The organism is Microvirga sp. TS319, assembly GCF_041276405.1.
In the GTDB taxonomy this organism is placed as follows: Bacteria; Pseudomonadota; Alphaproteobacteria; order Rhizobiales; family Beijerinckiaceae; genus Microvirga.
On record NZ_JBGGGT010000002.1, the window covers coordinates 1,186,235 to 1,208,458 of the forward strand.

General features: G+C 62.7%; 20 protein-coding genes. 9 read left to right on the top strand and 11 right to left on the bottom strand.

The annotated features are described in order from the left end of the window. Positions 1-104: 104 nt before the first annotated feature. Positions 105-677 carry a peroxidase-related enzyme gene (locus AB8841_RS15160; RefSeq protein WP_370436661.1) on the bottom strand — a complete coding sequence of 191 codons (573 nt, stop codon included), beginning with the start codon at positions 675-677 and terminating at the stop codon, positions 105-107. 121 nt (positions 678-798) lie between these two features. Between AB8841_RS15160 and AB8841_RS15165 the strand changes: the two genes are divergently transcribed. Then, complete coding sequence (locus tag AB8841_RS15165) at positions 799-1,596, top strand: enoyl-CoA hydratase (protein WP_370436662.1); 798 nt, start codon at positions 799-801, stop codon at positions 1,594-1,596. A gap of 10 nt (positions 1,597-1,606) precedes the next feature. Here the strand turns inward: AB8841_RS15165 and AB8841_RS15170 are convergent, their stop codons facing one another. After that, positions 1,607-3,247 (bottom strand): acyl-CoA synthetase, encoded by a 1,641-nt coding sequence (locus AB8841_RS15170; protein WP_370436663.1) that lies wholly within the window; start codon positions 3,245-3,247, stop codon positions 1,607-1,609. Between the two features lie 123 nt (positions 3,248-3,370). Between AB8841_RS15170 and AB8841_RS15175 the strand changes: the two genes are divergently transcribed. Further along, positions 3,371-3,586 carry a hypothetical protein gene (locus AB8841_RS15175; RefSeq protein ID WP_370436664.1) on the top strand — a complete coding sequence of 72 codons (216 nt, stop codon included), beginning with the start codon at positions 3,371-3,373 and terminating at the stop codon, positions 3,584-3,586. A gap of 16 nt (positions 3,587-3,602) precedes the next feature. Here the strand turns inward: AB8841_RS15175 and uxuA are convergent, their stop codons facing one another. The 3 genes from uxuA to AB8841_RS15190 form a co-directional block, all read right to left on the bottom strand. Then, positions 3,603-4,799, bottom strand: a complete 1,197-nt coding sequence (uxuA, locus tag AB8841_RS15180; protein WP_370436665.1) for a mannonate dehydratase — start codon at positions 4,797-4,799, stop codon at positions 3,603-3,605. A 66-nt stretch (positions 4,800-4,865) separates the two neighbouring features. Further along, positions 4,866-6,401: a UxaA family hydrolase gene (locus AB8841_RS15185; protein WP_370436666.1), complete on the bottom strand. Its 1,536-nt coding sequence runs from the start codon at positions 6,399-6,401 to the stop codon at positions 4,866-4,868. Positions 6,402-6,440: 39 nt separating this feature from the next. After that, complete coding sequence (locus AB8841_RS15190; RefSeq protein ID WP_370436667.1) at positions 6,441-7,169, bottom strand: GntR family transcriptional regulator; 729 nt, start codon at positions 7,167-7,169, stop codon at positions 6,441-6,443. A gap of 118 nt (positions 7,170-7,287) precedes the next feature. On the opposite strand from AB8841_RS15190, the gene uxaC reads away from it, so the two are divergent. The 6 genes from uxaC to AB8841_RS15220 are packed head-to-tail and all read left to right on the top strand — an operon-like array spanning position 7,288 to position 14,280. Then, positions 7,288-8,691: a glucuronate isomerase gene (uxaC, locus tag AB8841_RS15195; protein WP_370436668.1), complete on the top strand. Its 1,404-nt coding sequence runs from the start codon at positions 7,288-7,290 to the stop codon at positions 8,689-8,691. Positions 8,692-8,741: 50 nt separating this feature from the next. Beyond that, positions 8,742-9,929 (top strand): ABC transporter substrate-binding protein, encoded by a 1,188-nt coding sequence (locus AB8841_RS15200; protein ID WP_370436669.1) that lies wholly within the window; start codon positions 8,742-8,744, stop codon positions 9,927-9,929. A gap of 15 nt (positions 9,930-9,944) precedes the next feature. After that, on the top strand, positions 9,945-11,030 hold the full coding sequence (locus AB8841_RS15205) for an ABC transporter ATP-binding protein (protein WP_370436670.1): 1,086 nt from the start codon (positions 9,945-9,947) through the stop codon (positions 11,028-11,030). Further along, positions 11,030-11,938, top strand: coding sequence for an ABC transporter permease (locus AB8841_RS15210; RefSeq protein ID WP_370439276.1), 909 nt, complete (start codon positions 11,030-11,032; stop codon positions 11,936-11,938). Before AB8841_RS15205 ends, AB8841_RS15210 begins: the two co-directional genes overlap by 1 nt. Positions 11,939-11,942: 4 nt before the next feature. Continuing rightward, positions 11,943-12,785 carry an ABC transporter permease gene (locus tag AB8841_RS15215; RefSeq protein WP_370436671.1) on the top strand — a complete coding sequence of 281 codons (843 nt, stop codon included), beginning with the start codon at positions 11,943-11,945 and terminating at the stop codon, positions 12,783-12,785. A gap of 7 nt (positions 12,786-12,792) precedes the next feature. Next, entirely contained in the window at positions 12,793-14,280 is a 1,488-nt protein-coding gene (locus tag AB8841_RS15220; protein WP_370436672.1) for a mannitol dehydrogenase family protein, read from the top strand. On the opposite strand, the gene AB8841_RS15225 is transcribed toward AB8841_RS15220, so the two are convergent. The 5 genes from AB8841_RS15225 to AB8841_RS15245 all read right to left on the bottom strand — a co-directional run bounded on the left by AB8841_RS15225 (position 14,270) and on the right by AB8841_RS15245 (position 20,990). Continuing rightward, complete coding sequence (locus AB8841_RS15225) at positions 14,270-15,388, bottom strand: adenylate/guanylate cyclase domain-containing protein (RefSeq protein ID WP_370436673.1); 1,119 nt, start codon at positions 15,386-15,388, stop codon at positions 14,270-14,272. The two genes, AB8841_RS15220 and AB8841_RS15225, sit on opposite strands and share 11 nt — an antisense overlap. A 6-nt stretch (positions 15,389-15,394) precedes the next feature. Next, positions 15,395-15,760, bottom strand: coding sequence for a response regulator (locus AB8841_RS15230; protein WP_370436674.1), 366 nt, complete (start codon positions 15,758-15,760; stop codon positions 15,395-15,397). Then, a complete protein-coding gene (locus AB8841_RS15235; RefSeq protein WP_370436675.1) occupies positions 15,760-19,065 on the bottom strand; it encodes a PAS-domain containing protein in 3,306 nt (1,101 codons plus the stop codon). Before AB8841_RS15235 ends, AB8841_RS15230 begins: the two co-directional genes overlap by 1 nt. Further along, entirely contained in the window at positions 19,062-20,054 is a 993-nt protein-coding gene (locus tag AB8841_RS15240) for an ABC transporter substrate-binding protein (protein WP_370436676.1), read from the bottom strand. The genes AB8841_RS15235 and AB8841_RS15240 overlap by 4 nt, the downstream gene beginning before the upstream one ends. Before the next feature lie 651 nt (positions 20,055-20,705). After that, positions 20,706-20,990, bottom strand: coding sequence for a hypothetical protein (locus tag AB8841_RS15245; protein ID WP_370436677.1), 285 nt, complete (start codon positions 20,988-20,990; stop codon positions 20,706-20,708). Positions 20,991-21,047: 57 nt separating this feature from the next. On the opposite strand from AB8841_RS15245, the gene AB8841_RS15250 reads away from it, so the two are divergent. Continuing rightward, positions 21,048-21,665, top strand: a complete 618-nt coding sequence (locus tag AB8841_RS15250; RefSeq protein WP_370436678.1) for a class I SAM-dependent methyltransferase — start codon at positions 21,048-21,050, stop codon at positions 21,663-21,665. A 149-nt stretch (positions 21,666-21,814) separates the two neighbouring features. On the opposite strand, the gene AB8841_RS15255 is transcribed toward AB8841_RS15250, so the two are convergent. Then, positions 21,815-22,054 carry a hypothetical protein gene (locus AB8841_RS15255; protein ID WP_370436679.1) on the bottom strand — a complete coding sequence of 80 codons (240 nt, stop codon included), beginning with the start codon at positions 22,052-22,054 and terminating at the stop codon, positions 21,815-21,817. Between the last annotated feature and the right edge of the window lie 170 nt (positions 22,055-22,224).

Consider the following 22,224-nt stretch of genomic DNA (forward strand, 5'->3'; position numbering starts at 1 on the left):
GGCGCTCATAACGGTCCGGTTGCAGCTTCGAGTCCTGCGGGCCTACCATTCATTCCTTCGCCGAGCCTCCCCTCGAAGGACCGATCGGCCGGTGCCGGGTTCGGTCACGTCCTGCCCATCGTGTAGAACTCGTCGTTCGGGCGCATGTTCGTGACGTTGGCGAGGCGGTTTGACATGCCGAAGAAGGCCGCGATTGCGGCGATGTCCCAGGCGTCTTCCTCACTGAAGCCGTGGCTGCGCAACTGCGCCAGGTCGGCCTCGTCGACCGAATAGGCCTCGAAGGCGACAGTCATTGCAAAGTCGAGCATCGCCTTCTGCCGGTCCGTGATATCGGCCTTCCGGTAGTTGATCGCGACCTGATCGGCGATCAGCGGGTCCTTCGCCCTGATGCGCAGGATCGCCCCGTGAGCCACCACGCAGTACTGGCATTGGTTGGCGTTGCTCGTCGCGACCACGATCATCTCACGCTCCGCCTTGGTGAGGTTCCCGGGCTTGTCCATCAGGGCATCGTGGTAGGCGAAGAAGGCGCGAAACTCGTCGGGGCGGCGGGCCAGGACGAGAAAGACGTTCGGCACGAAACCGGACTTTTCCTGAACGGCCAGGATGCGCGCCCGAATGTCCTCCGGCAGGTCCGCGATCTCCGGCGTGGGGAAACGGCTGATGGGGGCCTTGCTCATGAGGGGCTTCCTTCCTGTCACATGACCGCAGACGAAAGGCTGCGGCGTCGATGGGGCCTCAGCTTATTCAGCTTGGCTCCCAGGGACAACGTGCTTAAATTTGCGGCAGGGGAGAGGATCCATGAGCGCGCAGATAGCTTCCGATGAGCCCATCCTGACCCGCGACGAGCGGGAAGGGGTCGTGACACTGACGCTGAACCGGCCGGGTCAGTACAATGCCCTGTCTGAGGAGATGCTGCGGGCCTTGCAGCGGAACCTGGACGAGCTTGCCGCCGACGGGGCCGTCCGCTGCGTCGTGATCGCCGCTGCAGGCAAGGCGTTCTGCGCAGGGCACGATCTCAAGCAGATGCGGTCCCATCCACACCAGGACTATTACGAGGATCTGTTCGAGCGCTGCGGGCGCGTCATGCAGAGCATCGTGAACCTGCCGGTTCCGGTGATCGCCCGCGTGCAGGGCATGGCGACCGCCGCAGGGTGCCAGCTGGTGGCGTCCTGCGACCTTGCGGTTGCGGCCGAGAGCGCGACATTCGCCGTCTCAGGAATCAATGTCGGTCTTTTCTGCTCCACTCCGGCGGTCGCGCTCTCGCGCAACGTTGCGCCCAAGCAGGCCTTCGAGATGCTGGTGACGGGGCGCTTCGTCTCGGCCTCCGAGGCCCTCTCGTACGGCCTGATCAACCGCGTGGCTCCGGATGCCGAACTCGATGCCGCCGTGGCGTCTCTGACAGTGGAGATCTGTGCCAAGAGCCCGGTCGCGATCCGCACCGGGAAGGCCATGTTCGGCCGCCAGCGGAGCATGAGCCTGGAGGAGGCCTATGCCTATGCCGGCCAGGTGATGGCCTGCAACATGATGGCCGAGGATGCGGCGGAAGGGATCGATGCCTTCATCGGCAAGCGCAAACCGGTGTGGAAGGGGCGCTGAGGAGCTGTCCTCAAGCCGCCCCGGCATGCGCCCGCGCCATCTCGCGGAGCTGGAATTTCTGGATCTTTCCAGTGGACGTCTTCGGCAGCTCGGCGAAAATCACCGTGCGCGGACATTTGAAGGAGGCGAGATGGTGTCGGCACCAGGCGATGAGATCCTCGGCCGTCGCTGATTGATCCGCCCTGAGTTCCACGAAGGCGCAAGGCGTCTCGCCCCATTTCTGATCGGGCATCGCGACGACGGCGACGGCTTGAACCGCAGGGTGCTTGTAGAGGGCATCCTCCACCTCGATGGAAGAAATGTTCTCGCCGCCGGAGATGATGATGTCCTTCGAGCGATCCTTCAGCTGCACATAGCCGTCGGGATACTTCACGCCGAGGTCGCCGGAATGGAACCAGCCGCCGGCAAAGGCCTTCTCGGTCGCGGCGGGATTTTTCAGATAGCCCTTCATCACCACATTGCCGCGGAACATGACCTCGCCGAGGGTCTTGCCATCCGCAGGCACGGGCCGCATCGTGTCCGGGTCGAGCACGTCGAGCGCCTCGAGCACCGGATAGCGCACGCCTTGGCGGGCCTTCTTGGCGGCATATTCCGCGGGCGACAGCCGGTCCCAGTCCTCATGCCATTCATTGACGACGGCCGGACCGTAAACCTCCGTCAGGCCGTAGAGATGGGTCACGTCGAAGCCCGCCTCCTTCATGGCGGCCAGCACGGCCTCCGGCGGAGGGGCTGCCGCCGTCATGAAGCGGACCACATGAGGAAGCGGGCGCTTTTCCGTGGCCGGTGCATTGAGAAGAGTCGACATGACGATGGGGGCGCCGCACAGATGGGTGACCTTGTGGTCGGCCAGAGCGTCATACATCGGCTTCGCGCGGACGGCGCGCAGGCAGACATGCGTTCCGGCGACGATCGACAGCGACCAGGGGAAGCACCAGCCGTTGCAGTGGAACATGGGCAGCGTCCACAAATACACGGGATGCTGGCTCATGGCGCCGGTCACGATATTCCCCATCGCGAGCAGATATGCGCCGCGATGGTGATAGACGACCCCCTTCGGATCGCCCGTCGTGCCGGAGGTGTAGTTCAGGGTGATGGCGTCCCACTCGTCGCCGGGCAGTTTCCAGGCGAACTCGGGATCGCCCTCGGCCAGAAGATCTTCGTATTCGAGTTCGCCCAGGAGATCGCCCGAGCCGGTGAATTCCGGATCGTCGTAATCGATGACGAGCGGCCTGACGGACGTCATGGCGAGGGCTGCCTTCACGACGTTCGAGAATTCCCGGTCCGTGATGAGCACCTTCGCGTCGCTGTGCTCGAGGGAGAACGCGATGACCTTGGCGTCGAGACGGGTGTTCAGCGTATTGAGCACCGCGCCCGCCATGGGCACGCCATAGTGGCATTCGAGCATCGCCGGCGTATTGGGAAGGATGACAGACACCGTGTCGCCGCGCCCGATGCCCCGCCGGACCAGCGCCGAAGCCAGGCGCCTGGAACGGGCATAGAACTCGCGGTAGCTGCGCTTCAGCGGGCCATGGATGATGGCCGTCTGCTCAGGGTGAACGCTCGCGGCGCGCTCCAGGAACGAGAGGGGCGTCAGTGGCTGATGGTTCGCCGGATTCTTGTCGAGGTTCGTATCGTAAACAGTCGAAGTCACGAGCGTTTCCCCAGTGGCTGCCGACGGAGGGCCCTGGGCCCAGGGCTCGACAGGATGTTCTTGTATATCCCTATCCTATCAAAAGCGTATGCACCCGTCTAAGGTGTCTATAGGGCATGTGCCGTGGCAATAGAGCAAGGCCACGCTGAGGCGGCTTTTCTGCCGGCCGATCTGCCGCACCGCGAGCATGACCGACGCGGCCGGGAGTTCGACGATGGTGTCCACTTTCTCCACGTCGATCAAGCGATGGGGTACGGCAGGGCCGACAACCGGTCAATTTTGACGGTCGCCGGCGAGGGGCTCGATAGGCCTGCCGAGCACCTCGCCGGGCCGCGATGATCTCCGCTCGGCCCCGCTAGAGCGGAAGGTTCCGAAGGGCCGATACCGCCGTCATCACGCCGCGCAGTTCGGCGAGCCCCTTCAGGCGGCCGATGGCCGGATAGCCCGGATGGGTGGGCTTGCCCACATCGTCGAGGAGTTCGTGGCCATGGTCCGGGCGCATCGGAATGCGCCAGCGTTCCTCGCCAGAATCCTTCCGGCGCTTCTGCTCCTCCAGGAGAGCGGTGACGACGGCGACCATGTCGGTGTCGCCGCCGAGATGATCCGCCTCCATGAACGAGCCGTCCGGATCCTTTGCGACATTGCGCAGGTGAGCGAACCAGATGCGGTTTGCAAAGCGCCTCGCGATGGCGGGCACGTCGTTCGACGGACCGGCTCCGAGCGAACCGCTGCAGAGCGTAATCCCGTTCGCGGGCGAGTCGACGGCACCGACGATGAAGGCGAGATCGTCCGCGTTCGAAACAATGCGCGGCAGACCCATCAGCGGACGCGGCGGATCGTCCGGATGGATGCACATGCGGATACCCACTTCCTCGGCGACGGGAACGACCTCGCGCAGGAAGCGCGCCAGGTTTTCACGCAGCGCGCTCGCGTCGATGCCGTCGTAGCGGCTGAGCATCGCGCGCAGGCCAGGGATGTCGTAGCGGTCATAGGCGCCCGGAAGGCCCGCCATGATGTTCGCGAGCAGCTTGTTGCGGTCGACTTCCGACGAGCGGTCGTACCATTCCTTCGCGCGAGCGAGGACGTCCGGGGTCTGCTCCTGCTCCGCGCCGGGGCGCTGCAGCATGAAGCAGTCGAATGCGGCGTATTCATGCGCGTTGAAGCGCAGCGCCGTTCCGCCGCCCGGGAGAGGGTAGGCGAGCTCGGTGCGGGTCCAGTCGACGACCGGCATGAAGTTGTAGCAGACGGTCTTGATGCCGCATTGCGCGAGATTGCGCAGGGACTGGCGGTAATTGTCGAACAGAACGGTGAGATCGCCTTCACCGATCTTGATGCTTTCATGGATCGGCAGGCTCTCGACCACGCTCCAGCGCAGGCCCAGCGATCGGTCGGCGGCGATTTCGGCTTTGCGCCTCTCGATCTCTTCCACGCTCCAGACGACGCCGTAAGGAATGTGATGAAGCGCCGTCACGATTCCCGTCGCACCGGTCTGCCGGATATGGGGAAGGCGAACGGCATCATCGGGGCCGAACCAGCGCCAGGTCTGTTCCATGGAAGCACCTTACAGTTTCAAGCCGACCTCTCGGATCGGCAGTTGAGGTTGAACTCTCGTTGTCGCCTACATCACCGCGCCGACCTGCCAGGGCAGGAACTCGGCGTCGCCATATCCGAGAAGCTCCGACTTGGAGCGCTCGCCCGAGGCGACCTTCAGGATCGTGTCGAAAATCTCCTGCCCCTTTTCGGCGATCGAAACGCCATCGAGGATATCGCCGCAATCGATGTCCATGTCGTCGATCATCCGCCGGTAGACATCGCTGTTGGTCGCGAGCTTGATCGAGGGCGTCGGCTTGCAGCCATAGGCAGAGCCGCGTCCGGTCGTGAAGCACAGGATATTCGCACCGCCCGCCACCTGTCCGGTCGCCGAGACCGGGTCGTAGCCGGGCGTGTCCATGAACACGAAGCCCTTCGCATTCACGGGCTCGGCATAGCGATACACATCCGTCAGCGTCGTCGTGCCGCCCTTTGCTGCCGCACCCAGGGATTTTTCGAGGATGGTCGTGAGGCCGCCCGCCTTGTTGCCCGGGGAGGGGTTGTTGTTCATCTCGCCCCTGTTGCGGGTCGTGTAATCCTCCCACCAGCGGATGAGATCCACGAGCTTCTCGCCGATCTCGCGCGTTGCCGCACGGCGGGTCAGGAGATGTTCCGCGCCGTAGATTTCGGGCGTTTCCGACAGGATTGCCGTGCCGCCATTTCGGACCAGAAGATCCGCGGCCGCCCCCAGAGCGGGGTTCGCCGTGATGCCCGAATAGCCGTCCGAGCCGCCGCATTGCAGGGCAAGAACCAATTCGGATGCCGGTACGGTCTCGCGTTGGACGCGGTTGGCGATGGGGAGCATATCGCGGATCGCCGCGAGGCCGGCTTCGACGGATTTACGCGTGCCGCCGGTTTCCTGGATCGTCAGGGACCGGAACGTGTCGGTCTCCTCGATGCGATAGAGCTCTTTCCAGCGCCCGATCTGAAAGACCTCGCAACCCAGACCTACCATGAGCACGCCCGCGATGTTGGGATTGGAGGCGTAGCCCCATTGCGTTCGCTTGAGGATCTCGGCGCCTTCGCCCTTCTGATCCATGCCACAGCCCGTGCCGTGCACCAGGGGGATGATGCCGTCGATATTCGGATACTCGTCGAGAAGACCTGAGCGCTCCGCCTCCCGTGCGATGAAGCGGGCCACGGAGGCCGAACAGTTCACGCTGGTGAGGATCGCAAGGTAATTTCGTGTGCCGACCCTGCCGTTCGCGCGCCGATAACCTTCAAAGGTCGCACGGGCTTCGACCGGCAGCACGGCTTCCGATCGAGCCTCTTCGGCGAAACGATAATCGCGGGAGAACGCGTGCATCTCCACATTGTGTTCGTGGACCCATTCGCCGGGTTCGACGGGCATTGAAGCAAAGCCGATGATCTGGCCGAACTTGAGGATCGCTTCCCCTTGCCCGATCGGCGCAACGGCCATCTTGTGGCCCTTGGGGACGCGGCTCTTGGCCATGACCCCGTGAACGGCCGCTCCAGGAGCGATGGGATCGACGGCCACGACAAGATTGTCGCGCTCATGGAGGCGCACGATCCGCGGGGACGGGGCCTGCTTGTCCAACATCATCGATCCTTCCGGCGCGCCCAGTCCATCAAGACGGATGGCTCAGGCGCTGAGAACGTCCGGAGACGGTTCTGTCTCCGATTCAAATAGATGCGGGTGCTGCGCGGCGAGTTCCGGCAGCGTACGCAGGATCTCACACAGGTGCTGGTGCATCGCCTCATGCGCGGCCACCGGATCCTTCTCCTTGATGGCCTTCACGATGAGAACGTGCTGCGCGAGCACCACATGGCGGGGGACGGCCTTCGTCATGTCGAGGAAACGCACGCGGTCCATCTGCGGCTTGATGTCCTCGATCATTCGCCATGCCGCGGGGCGGCCGGCCGTTTCGGCGAGCAGCCGGTGAAACTCTTCGTCGAGCGCGAGAAATTCTTCGGTCGAGGCGGAGCGCTGCGCGCGCCGCTGGCGGGTGAGGCTGGCATTCAGCTCTGCGAGACTGACGGGCGTCGCATTGACGGCTGCATCGCGCACGACCGCGCATTCCACGGCTTCCCGGATGAAGCGGGCATCTTCGACGGCGGCTCGCGAAATCTTGACGACCTGGGTGCCCCGCTGAGGAAGAACGCGCACGAGCCCGGCTTCGCTCAGCTTGATCAGCGCCTCCCGGACCGGCGATCGGCTGACCCCGAACTTCTGGGCAAGGTCCTGCTCCGACAGCATCTCTCCCGGTGCAATCTGCATGGTCACGATGGCCTGACGCAAGGCGCGCGTGACCTGTCGGGCCATGGGCTCGCGGCTGATATCGAGCTTTGCAAGGGAGGGTCTATTAGTCATAAGTGGCACACTACCATACTAGTAGGCCATTGCAAAGCCGCTCCAATCGCTCTAATCTTCCCTGCACAATCTCGATAACTGACCGGGAAGGTCGAGCGTAACGTCTAGGGAGAAACCCATGCTGATCCATCCGGACCGGCTGTTCCCCATCGAGCCTGCGGCGCGGGAGGTGGCGCGACGGCTCTATGAGGGAATCCGCGATCTGCCGATCGTCTCGCCGCATGGGCATACGGACCCGCGCTGGTACGCCGAGAACGAACCCTTCCCTGATCCGGCGACGCTGTTCGTCATTCCCGATCATTACATTTTCCGGATGCTCTACAGCCAGGGCGTGAGCCTTGAGGATCTCGGCATTCCGACGCGGGACGGCGGGCCGGTCGAGCGCGATCCCCGTGCGATCTGGCGGCGTTTTGCTGCGCATTACCATCTCTTCCGCGGAACGCCCACGCGCGCTTGGCTCGATCATACGTTCGCGACGCTGTTCGGCTTCACGGAACGTCTCTGCGCCGACAATGCCGATGTCTATTACGACCGGATCGATGCGGCCCTGCGTACGCCGGAGTTTCGTCCCCGCGCTTTGTTCGAGCGCTTCCGCATCGAGGCCATCGCCACGACGGAAAGCCCGCTCGATCCCTTGAAATATCACGAAATCATTCGTCAGTCGGGCTGGGGAGGGCGTGTCGTCACGGCTTATCGTCCGGATCCTGTCGTCGATCCCGAGTTCGAAGGATTCCGTGAGAACCTCGCCCGCTTCGGCGAGATTACGGGTTGCGATACCGCCACATGGAGCGGCTATCTGGAAGCGCATCGCAAGCGGCGCGCGTTCTTCCGCACGTACGGCGCGACCTCTACGGATCACGGGCATCCGACGGCGCGAACCGCCGATCTGTCGCGAGCGGATGCGGAGGCTCTGTTCCGGCGCGTCTCGACGGGGGAGGTCGGCCCCGAGGATGCCGAGCTGTTCCGCGCTCAGATGCTCACCGAGATGGCGGCCATGAGCGTCGAAGACGGCATGGTCATGCAGATCCATCCCGGCTCGTTCCGGAACCACAACGATGCGATCTTCGGCCGCTTCGGCCGCGACATGGGGGCCGACATTCCCACGGGCACGGACTATGTCCGGGCTCTGAAGCCCCTCCTGGACAGGTTCGGCAACGAGCGCAACTTCACGCTCATTCTCTTCACGCTCGACGAGACGAGCTATTCGCGCGAGCTCGCGCCGCTCGCGGGCCATTATCCTGCGCTCAAGCTCGGTCCGGCCTGGTGGTTCTTCGATGCGCCGGAGGGCATGCGCCGTTTCCGCGAGCTGACGACGGAAACGGCCGGTTTCTACAATACCGTCGGGTTCAACGACGATACCCGGGCCTATCTCTCGATCCCGGCCCGTCACGATGTGGCGCGCCGCGTGGATTGCGCCTTTCTGAGCCAACTCGTGACCACTCATCGCCTCGGCGAGGATGAGGCGCACGAGGTTGCCTACGATCTCGCATACCGCCTCGCGAAAGAGGCTTACAAGCTGTGAGAACTGACGTGGCCGGCAAAGAGGCCAGTCGCACAGAACGGGAGGAAGACATGACGAACCTGATCACCAGACGAACCTTCGTCGGGGGCGTAGCTGGCGCCGCCGGCGTCGCCGCCTTCGGCGGGCCGAGCTTCGCGCAGCTGGCGCTGCCCAAGGAGCCGGTCGCGCTCAACGTCATCGACGTCGCCGGTAACCTGGCGCTGACCCAGAAGGCCATCGAGAACTACCGCAAGGCGAAGCCGAACCTGGTTTCGCGCATCACCTTCACCAAGGCTCCGGCTCCGGAGCTCGCGGGCAAGATCAAGGCGCAGCAGGATGCAGGCCGCGTCGATATCGATCTCGTGCTCACCGGCACCGACGCCTTGTCGGCCGGCATCGACCAGAAGCTCTGGGTGGAACTGATTCCGCAGCACGCGAACGCGCTGCCGAAGCTCGACGACATCTATCTTCCGCCTGCCGCCAAGATGCAGACTCTGGCGAAGGGCCAGGGCGTCGTCGTCACCTATTATCCGTCGGGCCCCATTCTGGAGTACATGCCCGACCGCGTGAAGAAAGTTCCGACGACCGCCGAGGAACTCCTGGCCTGGACCAAGGAGAACCCGAACCGGCTGATCTATGCCCGTCCGGCGAATTCCGGCCCTGGCCGCACCTTCCTCATGGGCCTGCCTTATCTGTTGGGAGACAGCAACCCGCAGGATCCCGCCAAGGGCTGGGACAAGACCTGGGCGTACCTCAAGGAGCTCGGCCAGAACATCGAATATTACCCCTCCGGAACGGGCGCGGTCATGAAGGAGCTGGGCGAAGGCTCGCGGGACATGACGGTTTCGACCACCGGCTGGGACATCAATCCGCGCGTGCTCGGCGTCGTTCCGAAGGAGGCGAAGGTCGCCGCGCTGAAAGGCTTCCACTGGGTCGCGGACGCTCATTACATGTGCATCCCGAAGGGCCTCTCGAACGAGAAGACCGCCGTTCTTCTCGATCTGATGAACTTCCTCCTCACGAAGGAGCAGCAGGCCTACACCTACGATGAGGGCTATTTCTATCCCGGCCCCGCCGTAAAGGACGTTACCCTCGACATGGCTCCCCCGGAAAGCCAGGCCGCGATCAAGGAATACGGACGTCCCGAATACGAGAAGTGGATCGCCGAAAACCCGATCGAACTGCCGCTCCAGCCGGAGCAGATGGTGGTCGCGTTCCGCATGTGGGACGAGCAGGTCGGCGGAGCGAAGCGTAAGTAAATCTGAGGACCCGCGATGACGATAGCTCTTTCACAGTTCAACGAAGTCCGGCTCGACCGGGTCAGTCGCGAGTTCGGAGCGCTCAACGCTCTTCGCGATGTCTCCCTGACGATTCAGCGGCGCGAGTTCATCGCTCTGCTCGGACCGTCCGGTTGCGGCAAGTCCACGACGTTGAACTGCATCGCGGGTCTTCTTCCTGTGACCGGCGGCGCAATCTGGCTCGACAAGAATCGGATCGATACGATGCGGCCGGAGGAGCGCGGGTTCGGAATGGTCTTCCAGAACTATGCGCTCTTCCCCCATCTCAACGTCCGCCAGAACATCGGCTTCGGCCTCAAGATGCGCGGAACGCCGAAGGCGGAGATCGACCGCAAGGTCAACGAGGCGCTCAGCCTCGTCCGTCTCCAGGGGCAGGAGAACAAGCTGCCGGGCCAGCTCTCCGGCGGCCAGCAGCAGCGCGTCGCCATCGCCCGCGCCATCGTCATCGAGCCGCCGCTCGTCCTCATGGACGAACCGCTGTCGAATCTCGATGCCAAGCTGCGTCTCGAGATGCGGGCTGAGATCCGGCGCATCCACAACGAGCTTGGTGCGACGACCATCTACGTCACCCATGATCAGGACGAGGCGTTGTCGCTCGCGGACCGGATCGTGGTCCTGCGTGACGGCGTCGTCCGCCAGGTCGGAACGCCAAAAGAGCTCTACGATTCGCCCGCCCATCTCGACGTTGCGGATTTCATGGGATTTCGCAACAAGCTCAAGGGCAAGGTCGTCTCGGTCGAGAACGGCAGGGCGCTCCTCGATGTGGAGGGGGCGCGGATCAGCGGCGTCGCCCGGGAAAATCTGTCCGTGGGCTCTACGGCCTATGCGGCGATCCGCCCGGATGACCTTGTCCTCGGCGAGGCAGGCGGCAATGCGCTGAAAGTTAAGGTCGATACGATCGAGTATCGCGGACGCGAATTCGTGGGAACGGCGCATTCGGAGGGTGGCCTCGACTTCGTCTTCCGCTCGGCTCAACCTGTCGAGCTGGGATCGACCGTTCACCTGCAGGCCGACGATCAGCGCATTCTCGTCTTCGCCGAGCCGATCAAGGGGAAACAATGATGGAGGCTCTTGCTCCCACAACCCACGCCGAACAGGGCCCCAGTCTGCGGCAGCGACTGGCGGCCAAAGGGTTCGACGCCGTCACGCTGCTGGTCGTTCCTGCCGCCATCTTCAGCCTGCTGCTCTTCGTCTATCCGTTCGCCTTTGGGTTCATTCTCTCCTTCGAGCCGAAGAACGGCGGCTGGCTGGCCAATTACCAGCGCTTCTTTTCCGATTCCTACCTGTATGACACGATCGCCAACACGCTCGGGCTGTCCATTCCCGTCACGCTGGTAAACCTCCTGTTGGCCGTGCCGATTTCGTTCCGCGTACGGCTCATGCGGCGCCAGCGCCTTCTGACCACGATCCTCGTTCTGCCGATCACCCTCGGTACGGTGCTGGTCGCCGAAGGGCTCCTGAATTATCTCGGCCCTCAGGGCTGGTTCAACCGCACCCTCGTGACGTTCGGGATCATCGACCATCCCCTGAGGCTCGTCCACAATTACTGGGGCGTTTTCGCCTCTCTCGTGATCACGGGATTTCCGTTCACGTTCCTGCTGACCCTGTCCTACGTGACCGGCATCGATCCGGCCCTGGAACAGGCGGCGGCGACCCTCGGCGCGAGCGCGTGGCAGCGCTTCCTTCATGTCTATCTGCCGCTCCTGATGCCGGGATTCGCCATCACGTTCTGCCTGTCCTTCGTGCAGGCCTTCTCGGTCTTCCCTTCAGCGGTCCTGCTCGGCGAGCCCGCAGGCTCGACCCGTGTCATCTCGATTGCCGCCTATCAGGCCGCTTTCGAGGAATACGATTACTCCATGGCCTCCGCGGTCGCGATGATCATGGGCTTCGTTCAGCTCGGCATCGTCGTGTTGGTGCTCGCGTCTCGCGGGCTGTTCTACCGTGGGCCGGCCTCCGGCGCGAAAGGATAAGGCAATGATCCGCGACACGACGCTTGGCGCGAAGCTGTGGGCCGTGGCCGTCTGGAGCCTGGTCGGTTTCTTCATCATCAACCTTCTGGCCATGATCGCCACGGTGGTGACGAGCTCCTTCGCAACCCGCTGGCTGGGCACCTGGCTTCCGCTCGGTTGGACGACGCGCTGGTATTCATCGGCCTGGAACGAGTTCCAGCTTTGGGACGTGCTGATCGTCACGTTCCAGGTCGTCGGACTGGTCGTCCTGATCTCGGGCGTGCTGGGCGTGACGGCGGCCTATGCTCTGGCGCGCCGCGATTTTGCCGGCAAGCGCCTTCTGGTGCTGCTCTTCCTGCTGCCGCTTCTGATCCCGCCGATCACCTTCGGCATTCCTTTGGCGACCGTTCTCTATCGGACGGGACTCGCGGGCACGTTCTGGGGCGTTGTCGTGGCCAATCTCGTGCCGACGGTTCCGTTCGTGATCCTCGTCATGATTCCCTTCATCGAGCAGATCGACCCGAAGATCGAGGCGGCGGCGCGCGTGTTCGGGGCGAATACCTTCAAGCTCTTCATCCACGTGCTTCTGCCGCTTCTGCTTCCGGGCATTCTCGCGGCACTGCTGCTGGTCCTGGTGCGAACCATCGCGATGTTCGAGCTGACCTTCCTGGTGGCGGGCCCGACGAGCCAGACACTGGTCGTGGCGCTCTACTATGCGGTCTTCGCTGCGGGCGTTCGTGCGGTGCAGTCCATCGATGCCATGGCGGTGGTTTACATGGCCACCACCCTGGTGTGGCTCATCATCGCGCTGCGCTTCGTCAATCCCACGCAGATCGTCACCCGGGCGAAGCAGCAGCCTGCCCATTGAGGATGCCATGTCCAAACGCCTGGGCGAAGCGACGCTCGCCGATCTTCCAGATGCCGTTGTCCGTCCACGTTACGACCGCCGCGCCGTCACGACGGGGATCGTGCATCTCGGCGTCGGCGCGTTCCATCGCGCTCATCAGGCCGTCTATGTGGACGACGTCCTGGCCCAGGATCCGCACTGGGGGATCGTGGCGGCGAGCCTGCGCAGTCCCGACACCTACGATGCCCTGGAGCCGCAGAACGGGCTCTACACTCTCTCCATTCGTTCGGGTGAGGGGGAAGCACTCCGGGTCATCGGCTCGATCCAGCGCGTGATCGTCGCACCGCAGGCCGTGGACGATCTCCTGGGCGTCATGGCCGATCCGAGGACGCGGATCGTCTCCCTGACCGTGACCGAGAAGGGCTATTGCCATGATCCGGCAACGGGAACGCTGAACGAGACCCACCCGGATGTGGTGCACGATCTCCGGAACCCCCATCAACCCCGGTCGGCTCCCGGCTTCATTCTCGAGGCTCTGCGCCGCAGAAGGATGGCGGGCATCGCGCCGTTCACGGTTCTGACCTGCGACAACCTTCCTTCCAACGGCCGGACGGTGAAGCGCGTCCTGACGCGCTTTGCGGAGCTGTTCGATCCCGCATTCGGACGGTTCGTCGCGGACGAGGTATCCTGTCCGTCGACCATGGTCGACCGGATCGTTCCCGCGACAACCGACGAGGATCGCCAGCGGATCAGTGAGACGCTGGGATTGTCGGACGCGTGGCCCGTGGTGACCGAGCCCTTCACGCAATGGGTCGTCGAAGACCGGTTTCCTCAAGGCCGCCCGGCCTGGGAGAAATCGGGCGCCCAGTTCGTGGCCGATGTGGAGCCCTATGAACATATGAAGCTTCGGCTTCTCAACGGAAGCCATTCGACGCTTGCCTATCTCGGCTACCTCGCCGGTTACGAAACCGTTGCGGACACGATGGCGGACGGAGCCTTCGAGCGGCTGATCGCGGGCCTCATGAACGAAGAGGTCACGCCGACGCTCCATATGCCCGCCGATGCCGACATCACGGCTTATCGGCGTGCCCTGATCGAGAGATTCAAGAATCCCGCGCTGCGGCACCGGACGTGGCAGATCGCCATGGATGGCTCCCAGAAGCTGCCGCAGCGGCTGCTCGGCACCGTTCGGGACCGGTTGCGCGAGAATGCGCCCATCGACCGGCTCGCACTCGGCGTTGCCGCCTGGATGCGCTATGTGACCGGCGTCGACGAGCGGGGCGGAGTGATCGACGTGCGCGACCCCATGGCCGCCCGCCTGCGCGAAACGGCCGACCGGGCTGGAGGCTCTCCTGAGCGATTGGCCAGCGGCTTGTTGGCCATGCGGGAGATCTTCGGAGACGATCTTCCCGGCGATCCGCGCTTTACCGGACCTGTCGGCGCTGCACTGGCACGGCTCTACGCTCAGGGCGCCAAGCGGACCGTCGCCGAGTGGGTCGAGGCTGTCAGGCCTTGAGGCCCTCGATATTGTAGATCGGGACGGGGCGGCTTAAGCCCTTCAATGGAAAGTCACCGAGCGAAACCGCGTCGGCAAGACCCTCCACCTCGCTCGCAATGCGCTGCGTCACCAGGATCTGACCGTCGCGCGCTTCCGAGCAGAGGCGGGCCGCGACATTCGTCACGGTGCCGATCGCCGCGTAATCGAACCGGCCCTCGAAGCCGATCCGACCGAGCGTCGCATAGCCCTGGGCGATGCCGATCCCGAAGCCGATGGAATAGCCGCGGAGCCGCCAGTCATGGGCCAGCGCCTGGGTGCTCTCGCGCATGGCAACGGCGAGCCGTACGGCCCGGTCGGCAGGGTCGGGGCAGGGGACGGGATCGTTGAAGAAGATCATCATGCCGTCCCCGGTGAAGCGCTCGAGCGTTCCCTCGGCTTCATGGATCAAGGGCCCCAAGGTGGAGTGATACGCTTTCAGCAGCGCCATCACCTCCTCGGGCGCGGCGAGCTCGGCAAAACTCGTGAAACCGCGTAGATCGCAGAAGAGGACGACGATCTCCCGACGATGATGCTCGAGAATTTCCGCATTGCCTCCCTTCGAGGCAATCATGTCTGCGAGCTGGGGCGCCAGAAAGCGCCGGAGGTCGCGCAGCCGATCGAGCTCCTGTACCTGCCGCTCGACCCGCCCTTCCAGGTTGCGGTTCAGCACAGCCAGCTCGGCCGCCTGCGCCTGGACGGTGTCGTAAAGCGTCTTGATCCGCAGGAGAGAGCGGACCCGGGCGACGAGAGTGGCAGGCTCGAACGGCTTGGTAAGATAATCGTCGCCGCCGGCATCGAGACCCGCGACGACATCCTTGATGCTCGACTTGGCCGTCAGGAGAATGATGGGAATTGCGCGAAAGGCCTCGTCGCTCTTGAGGCGTCTGGTGACTTCGATGCCATCCATTCCGGGCATCATGATGTCGAGCAGGATCAGGTCGGGGCAAAGCTTCTCAACCTGCTCGAGAGCAGCATGGCCACTGGTCGCTGTCGCGATGTCATAGCCTTGCGCCTCCAGGCGCACCCGGACGATCTCGATATTCTCCTCGATGTCATCGACCACCAGGATGAGGGGATGCTCGCGCATGACGGATCATTCCAGGAGTTCGCGAATCTTCGCGAGAATCTGACGGGGGCTGAAGGGTTTGGCGATGTAGCCGTCGCACCCGGCGGCCCAGGCCTTTTCCTCGTCTCCCGAGAGGGCATAGGAGGTAACTGCGATGATCGGGGGCGGCTCGATCGTACCGTTCGCCTTGATGTGCCGGATGGCTTCATATCCGTCGAGAAGGGGAAGCTGAATATCCATCAGGATCAGGTCGGGCCGGAACTCTGCCGCAGCCGTCACGGCCGCCAGTCCATCATGCGCCTCGCAGATGTCGAATCCGGCATTGGTCAGAAGATCGCGCAGGATGCGCCGGTTGTCCTCCGTATCTTCAACGATCAGGATCCGCTTGCCCATCACGCGGCCTCCGTGGCGCGGGTGTCCAGAGGGAGGTCGATGGTGAAGGTCGACCCTTGCCCCACAACCGACCGGACATGAATCGTGCCGCCATGCATCTGTACGATGCGTTTCGAAATGGCGAGCCCGAGGCCTGTTCCCGTACCGCCGTGCACGGCATTCGAGCCCTGCTGGAAAGCCTCGAAGATGAGTTTCTGATCCTTTGGAGAAATGCCGATGCCTGTGTCCTGAACGACGATTCTCAGCCGCCCGCTCTCCACCTCGGCCGCGACGGAGACAGAGCCCTGATTCGTGAACTTGATGGCATTGCCGACGAGGTTGACGAGCACCTGGGTCAGCCTGCGCTCATCGCCGCTGCCATAGGGGAGATCCTCGGGCATGGAAACGTGGAGCGAGAGGCCCTTGGCTTTCGCGAGCGGCTCCGCCGTCGTCACGGCGGCATGGACCAGATCCGAAACGGAATAGGGCTCGGTTGCAATCATGAGTTCGCCTGCCTCGATCTTCGACAGATCGAGGATGTCGTTGATGAGAGCGAGCAGGTGACGACCGTTCACCTGCACGCGGGTGAGAACCCCGTGGGCCTTCTCCGGCAGATCGCCATAGAGACCATCGATCAGGAGCTCGGTATAGCCGAGGACCGCATTGAGCGGAGTGCGAAGCTCGTGGCTCACATTGGCCAGGAACCGGGATTTGGCCTGGCTTGCTTCCTCTGCCTGTTCCTTCGCCTGCCGCAAAACATCCTCGAACAGCTTCAGGTCCGTGATATCGAAATAGGTGAGCATGCGCCCGCCGTCGGGCAGGGAGATGATGCGGTACTGAAGCACTTGGCCGCTCTTCAGCCGCATCTCGGTCATGGCCGTCACGCCGTTCCTGATCTCCTCGACGCGCCGTGTCTTGTACGCGGCCCACTCCTCCTCCGAGACGTCATAGCTGCCGAGTTCACGGCTCTCTTCCATATCCTCCTCGAGAGAGCGGGGTCGCTCGTAGAACCCTTCGGGCATCTGCCAGATTTCGCGGTAGGCGCGGTTGGCCAGGCGGATATGAAAATCCGGATCGAGGAATAGAATGCCGTACTGAATGATTTCGAGAACGGCGTTGAGATCGCGCAGCGCCGCTTCGGTTTCTTTCTTCGCCTGCTTGAGCTGCGCTTCTCTTTGCTTCAACTCGGTGATGTCGTTGAAAGCGAAGAGAAGGGCCGGCGAGGATTCGTAATCGGCGAAGGTGGCATTTACCAAGGCCCAGAACTGAGTTCCGTCGTGACGATGCAGAAGAACTTCGATGTCCTGGACCCGACCTTCCTGTGACAGGATATTCAGGATGCGATCCCGGTCGACGGGGTTCGCGTAATAGTTCGGTGCCGATGTTCCCCGCAATTCCTCTTGCGTGAGACGGATCGCTTCGGCCGTGCGGGCATTCGCATAGAGGATGCGCCCATCCGACATCCGCGTCACCACAAGGGGGAATGGTGCCAGTTCCAGAAGGCGCCGCTGCCGCTGCTCGGCGAGGGCGACGGCGTCGAGGGCCCGCTTCTGGTCGGTAATGTCCACATAGGTGAGCATGCGCCCGCCATCGGGCAGGGCGACGCAGTGGTAGCGAAGCACATGATTGTTCGGCGACTGAATTTCGATCGGCGTCTCGTCGCAATGCCGGATGTCTTCCATGCTGCGTTCAACGAAGGCATTCCCATATTCCGGTTCGATGCCCATGGCCTTGCCGTGATGCGCGATCACGTCACGGATCGGAGTGCCCTTGACAAGCTGCGTTTCCGATACGGCCCACATGGCCTTGTAGGCACGGTTGGCGAGGCGGATCCTCAGGTCGGGGCTCAAGAAAAGAATGCCGTAGTCGATGGTGTCGAGAAGGGCGTTGAGCTCACGATGGCGGGCGAGTTCCCGCTCGGCACGCTCGCGCTCGCTCAGCTCGCGCGCGAGCTCTTCGTTCAGCTTGGTCAGGCTCTCGCTGCGCTCGCTGAGCGCCGACTCGCGCGCGTCGATCTGACGGGCCATCGTCGTGAAAGCCTCGGCCAGCTCGCCGATCTCGTCATCGCGTTTCATGTTGAGGTGAGTTTTGAACTCGCCCTTGGCCACGGAACTCGTGGCGCGCACCAGAAGGCGCAAGGGCACCGCAATCTGGCTTCTGAGGGTCGAGCTCAGGATGGCTATTTCGAGAAGCAGCGCCAATGCGCCCATGAGAAGGATGAGGCGCGCGGTCTTCCACGCACTCTGGGCCGCAAGATCCAGCGGATAGACCGTGGCAAGGGTCCAGGCCGGACCGCTGAGTTTCGTGACGGCGATCACCTGGTTGTTGCCCTGGTCGCGAATGACCGTCTGCTGAGGTGAGCGCCCGAGCGTCAGACGGTAGATCTCCTCCAGGCGTGGATCGCCCGTCTCCGAGATGGGCAGCGAACCGCTGCGCGCCTGAATGGCGTCCATGAAGCGTGGATGCGCGATAATCCGTCCTTCATCGGAAAAGAGGATGTTATAGGTTCCATCCACATCCGTGCTCATGGCACGCCCGATCAGGTCGTGAACGAGAATGTCCTGCCCGATTTGGATGGCGGGGCGATTGTCCAGGAGCGCGGGGCGCGTCACCGATACGAGCCAGTCGTTGATCCCATAATCGAAGTAGAGTTCCGACCAGCGCTCTTTGGTCGAACTGCCTGGCGACCCGGTATTGGCGACGAGAACGCCGTCCTTCTTGTCCAAGAGCAGATTCAGCTTGCCGGAAATCTCCCAATCCTCGGCGCGGAGAGCCCAGGGCTGGTCCGGCCAGTACATGAGGACTGCCCCTTCGGGAGTCATCACGTAGAGATTGGCGAACTGACTCTTCCAGGCAGGTCCGAACTGCGTGATCAGGTCGAAAGCGACCACAAGCCGCCGCTTGAGATCTCGCTCGATCATTACATTCTTGCCGATGAAACCCGTAACGCCATAGGTCTTGAAGACATTCTCCGTCAGTCGCGTTGTTCCGTCGGGGAGCTGCTCGAAAAGGGCGGCAAAGCGCAGCTCGGCCCCTTGGAGATCCATCTGGCTGATTTCGCGCAGGTAGCTATCTGAGAACGTGCGGACATTGCTGCTGGCGAGATCGAAAATTGCGCTTTCCCTGACCCGTCTCTGTTCGACGTAGCGTTCCAGATTCTCCGTCGCCTGTTGCTCGAAACCGGTCTTCACGTGCCAGTAGCTCATGATGGTAGCGGCCGCGACGACAAGGCTGATGCGGATTGCGATCTTGCGAAGCGTCTGCAATGTGAGCGAACGCTTCGGACTGGTGACCTTGGGGCGCTGCGCTTGTGCCGGACTTGTCATGGAACGGCCCTGGCGAGAGGCGGAATGTCCCGGATGCCGAGTTTATGCGCGATCTTGGGGTTGAAGAACAATTCGCCCTCGCGATTGTATGAGAGGGGAATATCGCTAGGCTTGACGCCCTCGAGGATGCGGAGCGCCGCATGCCCCGCCCAGCGCCCCTGTTCCTGCGGGCTTTTGACGACTCCGATCAGGCTCACGGCCGTCAGCCATTCGAAGTCCGTTCCACTTGGGATTTCGCTACTCTCCTCGGCAAGGCGGCTCGCATCGGCAAGGTTCCAGTCCGGCAATGCTCCGACGCCGAGGATCATGAGCATGTCGACTTCCTTCTGGGCGCGCAGGAATGCCGCCTTCCAGGCCGCATAGGATGGTACGAAGTAGGTCCTATCGTAGGTGATCCCGAACAGGCGCTCGTGATAGGCAAGTTCCTTGCGCTTCACAGGCGTATCCTCGGCGAGGAATCCGAGCCTCGAGCCGCGCGCATGCTGGCGCATCAGTCTGACGATCTGCGGAATGGAGGAAACCTCAACCATGCCCGTAGTATTGCGATATGGCAGGCCGTAGGTGGCGGCATCCCAGTTCAAGCCGCAAAAGACCACAGGAATAGCCGTGTCGCGTAGATAAGGCATAACGAGGTATTTCGCGGCAGGGTCGTCATTGATCGTGACCACATCCGGCCTGAATTCGTCGATGATGCGCAAGGCATCGAGAGCAGAGGCTTGGATATCGTTCTCCGACGATCGTCTCTTGGTATCCATGTGGAATACGCGCAGTTCGATCGCCTTTCCGCTCAGGGTTTCCTGAAGGGCGGCCACGATCCGGTCGTTCCATTCGTTGCCGGCGTGGTAGGAATCTACGTGGAGGATTTTCTTCTGGGTCTCTTGGGCGCGTGCAGCTTGGGTCAGCGGAGCGACGATCATGGCACAGGCAAGGAGGCAAGCCAGTGCCACATCCCGCAGCCAGGGCCGTGCATGTTCGAAACATCTTAACATGGCATATTCCGATCGCGTGAACGTTCGATTGCCTTCGGCGGACGTATGTCCTTCTCACATTGTGCCGCGGGCCTATGCCTTGCTTGTGAGTTTCACTCTTCGGACCTTACTATGCGCCGATAACCGCGGCTCCCAACTCTTTTGCGCTCTCACACCCCTTTAGGGGTAATTCCGATGTATCGATCGGCTCTCTGCCATCTGAAGCTCACCCGTCGACAAAAGCGCCTGCAGCAGCTGTGGCCCACGTTTCCAGGTCCCGCAAATAGCGGCGGTGTGACAGTGTCAGTTCCCAGTGCGGGACACCGTCATGAAATGTCGTACCGGCCACGCATCGGTTGTCGCGACAACCGGGGCCGTCCAGCTCGCAGGTTCCGTCCTTATAGGGCCGTCGTGCGTCTTCGGTTCGAAGCGAGGTATGGAGTTTAATCGCAGGGGATCTATTCGTCTGTGAGTTGGATCACACGACGATGCCGGCGAAGACATTGCCCGATCAGGACCATGTCCATGCGGCAAGCGTCGCAAAGGCTGCGATCAATCCGGCGTCGCAGCAGCAAGGCAATACCGGCTCTGAACGGAGCACAGGGGCGTGACGCCGAGCCGCGAGGGAGCCCTTTGTCAAGCACGGCGATCGGTATCGCCATGTGATCGAAGTCACAGAAATCCAGCCATGGTCGGGGGAGGATCAGCGACATCGACGATAGTCGACTTCGGTTCCGACCGATCGAGCGCATCGTTGCGAAAAGTGGATCCGGCTTTTCGCAAGAACGATGCGCTCTTTCCAAGGAGGGAGCATCCATGCACGGGGAGGCACACCACAATGCGGAATGCTGCTTGGCTGAATGACATTGACGTGCCGCATCCCGGCGGGCCTACGGGCGCCGCCAGGGGGGCTGCCGAAAACATGCCCTTCGCCATGACGATGATGAACGCGATCATCGGGCGCGCGCCGAGCCGCCGGAGGCTGGCCCGCCTCTCGCTTCACGGAGCTCGATAATGAGCATCTATTCTCGCTATATCGGGCCGAAAATCGTGAGCTGTCTATGCGCCATGGATGACATTACGGCGGAACGGGAGCGGATCATTCCTCTCGCAAGAGGTGTGGTTCTCGAAATCGGGATGGGGCCGGGACTGAATTTGCCATTCTACAACCCGCTTCATGTGACAAGAATTATCGGCGTTGATCCCAACGATGCCTTTCTTCACCTCGGCGAGGTTCGCCATCGAAGCAGCCGCGTGCCTCTGGAGATCATGCGTTCGCCCGCTGAAGAGCTGCCCCTGGGCGACGGTACCGTCGATACGGCCGTGATCACCTACACCTTGTGCTCTGTCGATGATCCCGAGCGGGCGCTCGGAGAAGTTCGGCGGGTCCTCAAACCCGATGGGAGAGTGCTCTTCCTGGAGCATGGATTATCGCCGGAGGAAGATGTGGCACGTTGGCAGCACCGGTTGAACCCGATTTGGCGCTCACTCGCGGTAGGTTGCAATCTCACGCGCCCGGTGGCGGAGCTTCTTCAGCGGACGGGGTTTTCGATCAGTGACATCGAGGAGTATTACCTCGGCGGCACTCCGCGCGTTCTCGGCTTTCATTGCCGCGGTATCGCCTTGCCTTGATCATTGGGACGGCGCTGCTTGAAGCGGCCATTCCCTCCGATGCTCCCTTCTTGGAAGGAGCGCATCGTTCTTGCGAATAACCGGGTCCACCTTTTCGCATGACGCGCCAAGCGGCGCACCGCCATAAGATGGCGGTGCGTCTTCATTTTTTAATTGAGGGCGTATGAGGGGGCATCTCCCATGAGGGCGGCCCTGGCGGCGAGCAGCAGCGCCTCGCCGAGCTCGCGGGCATGCTCGGCCGTCATCGCCACCGGCAGCTGCCGGCGCACGCCGCTCTCGTATTCCTCCGGTGTGGCCGCCATCTCGATCACCATCATCGCATCGTGCCCGTCGAGCGTGCCGACCGAGAAGGAGGTGAGGGCTCCGATCAGATCCATGTCCGGCTTCATTGTTCTTATCCCTCTGGCTGGTGGTGTTTGCCCCTACGGCATGACCAACAATCTACCCCCTCCAACACACCCTGTCTGCTCTCCGCCTGGAGAGTGGATATTATTACGCTGACGCGGATCGAAGAGACGTTGGGCTGCGGCGGGCCCTCAAACATGTTCGAGCGCGCTTG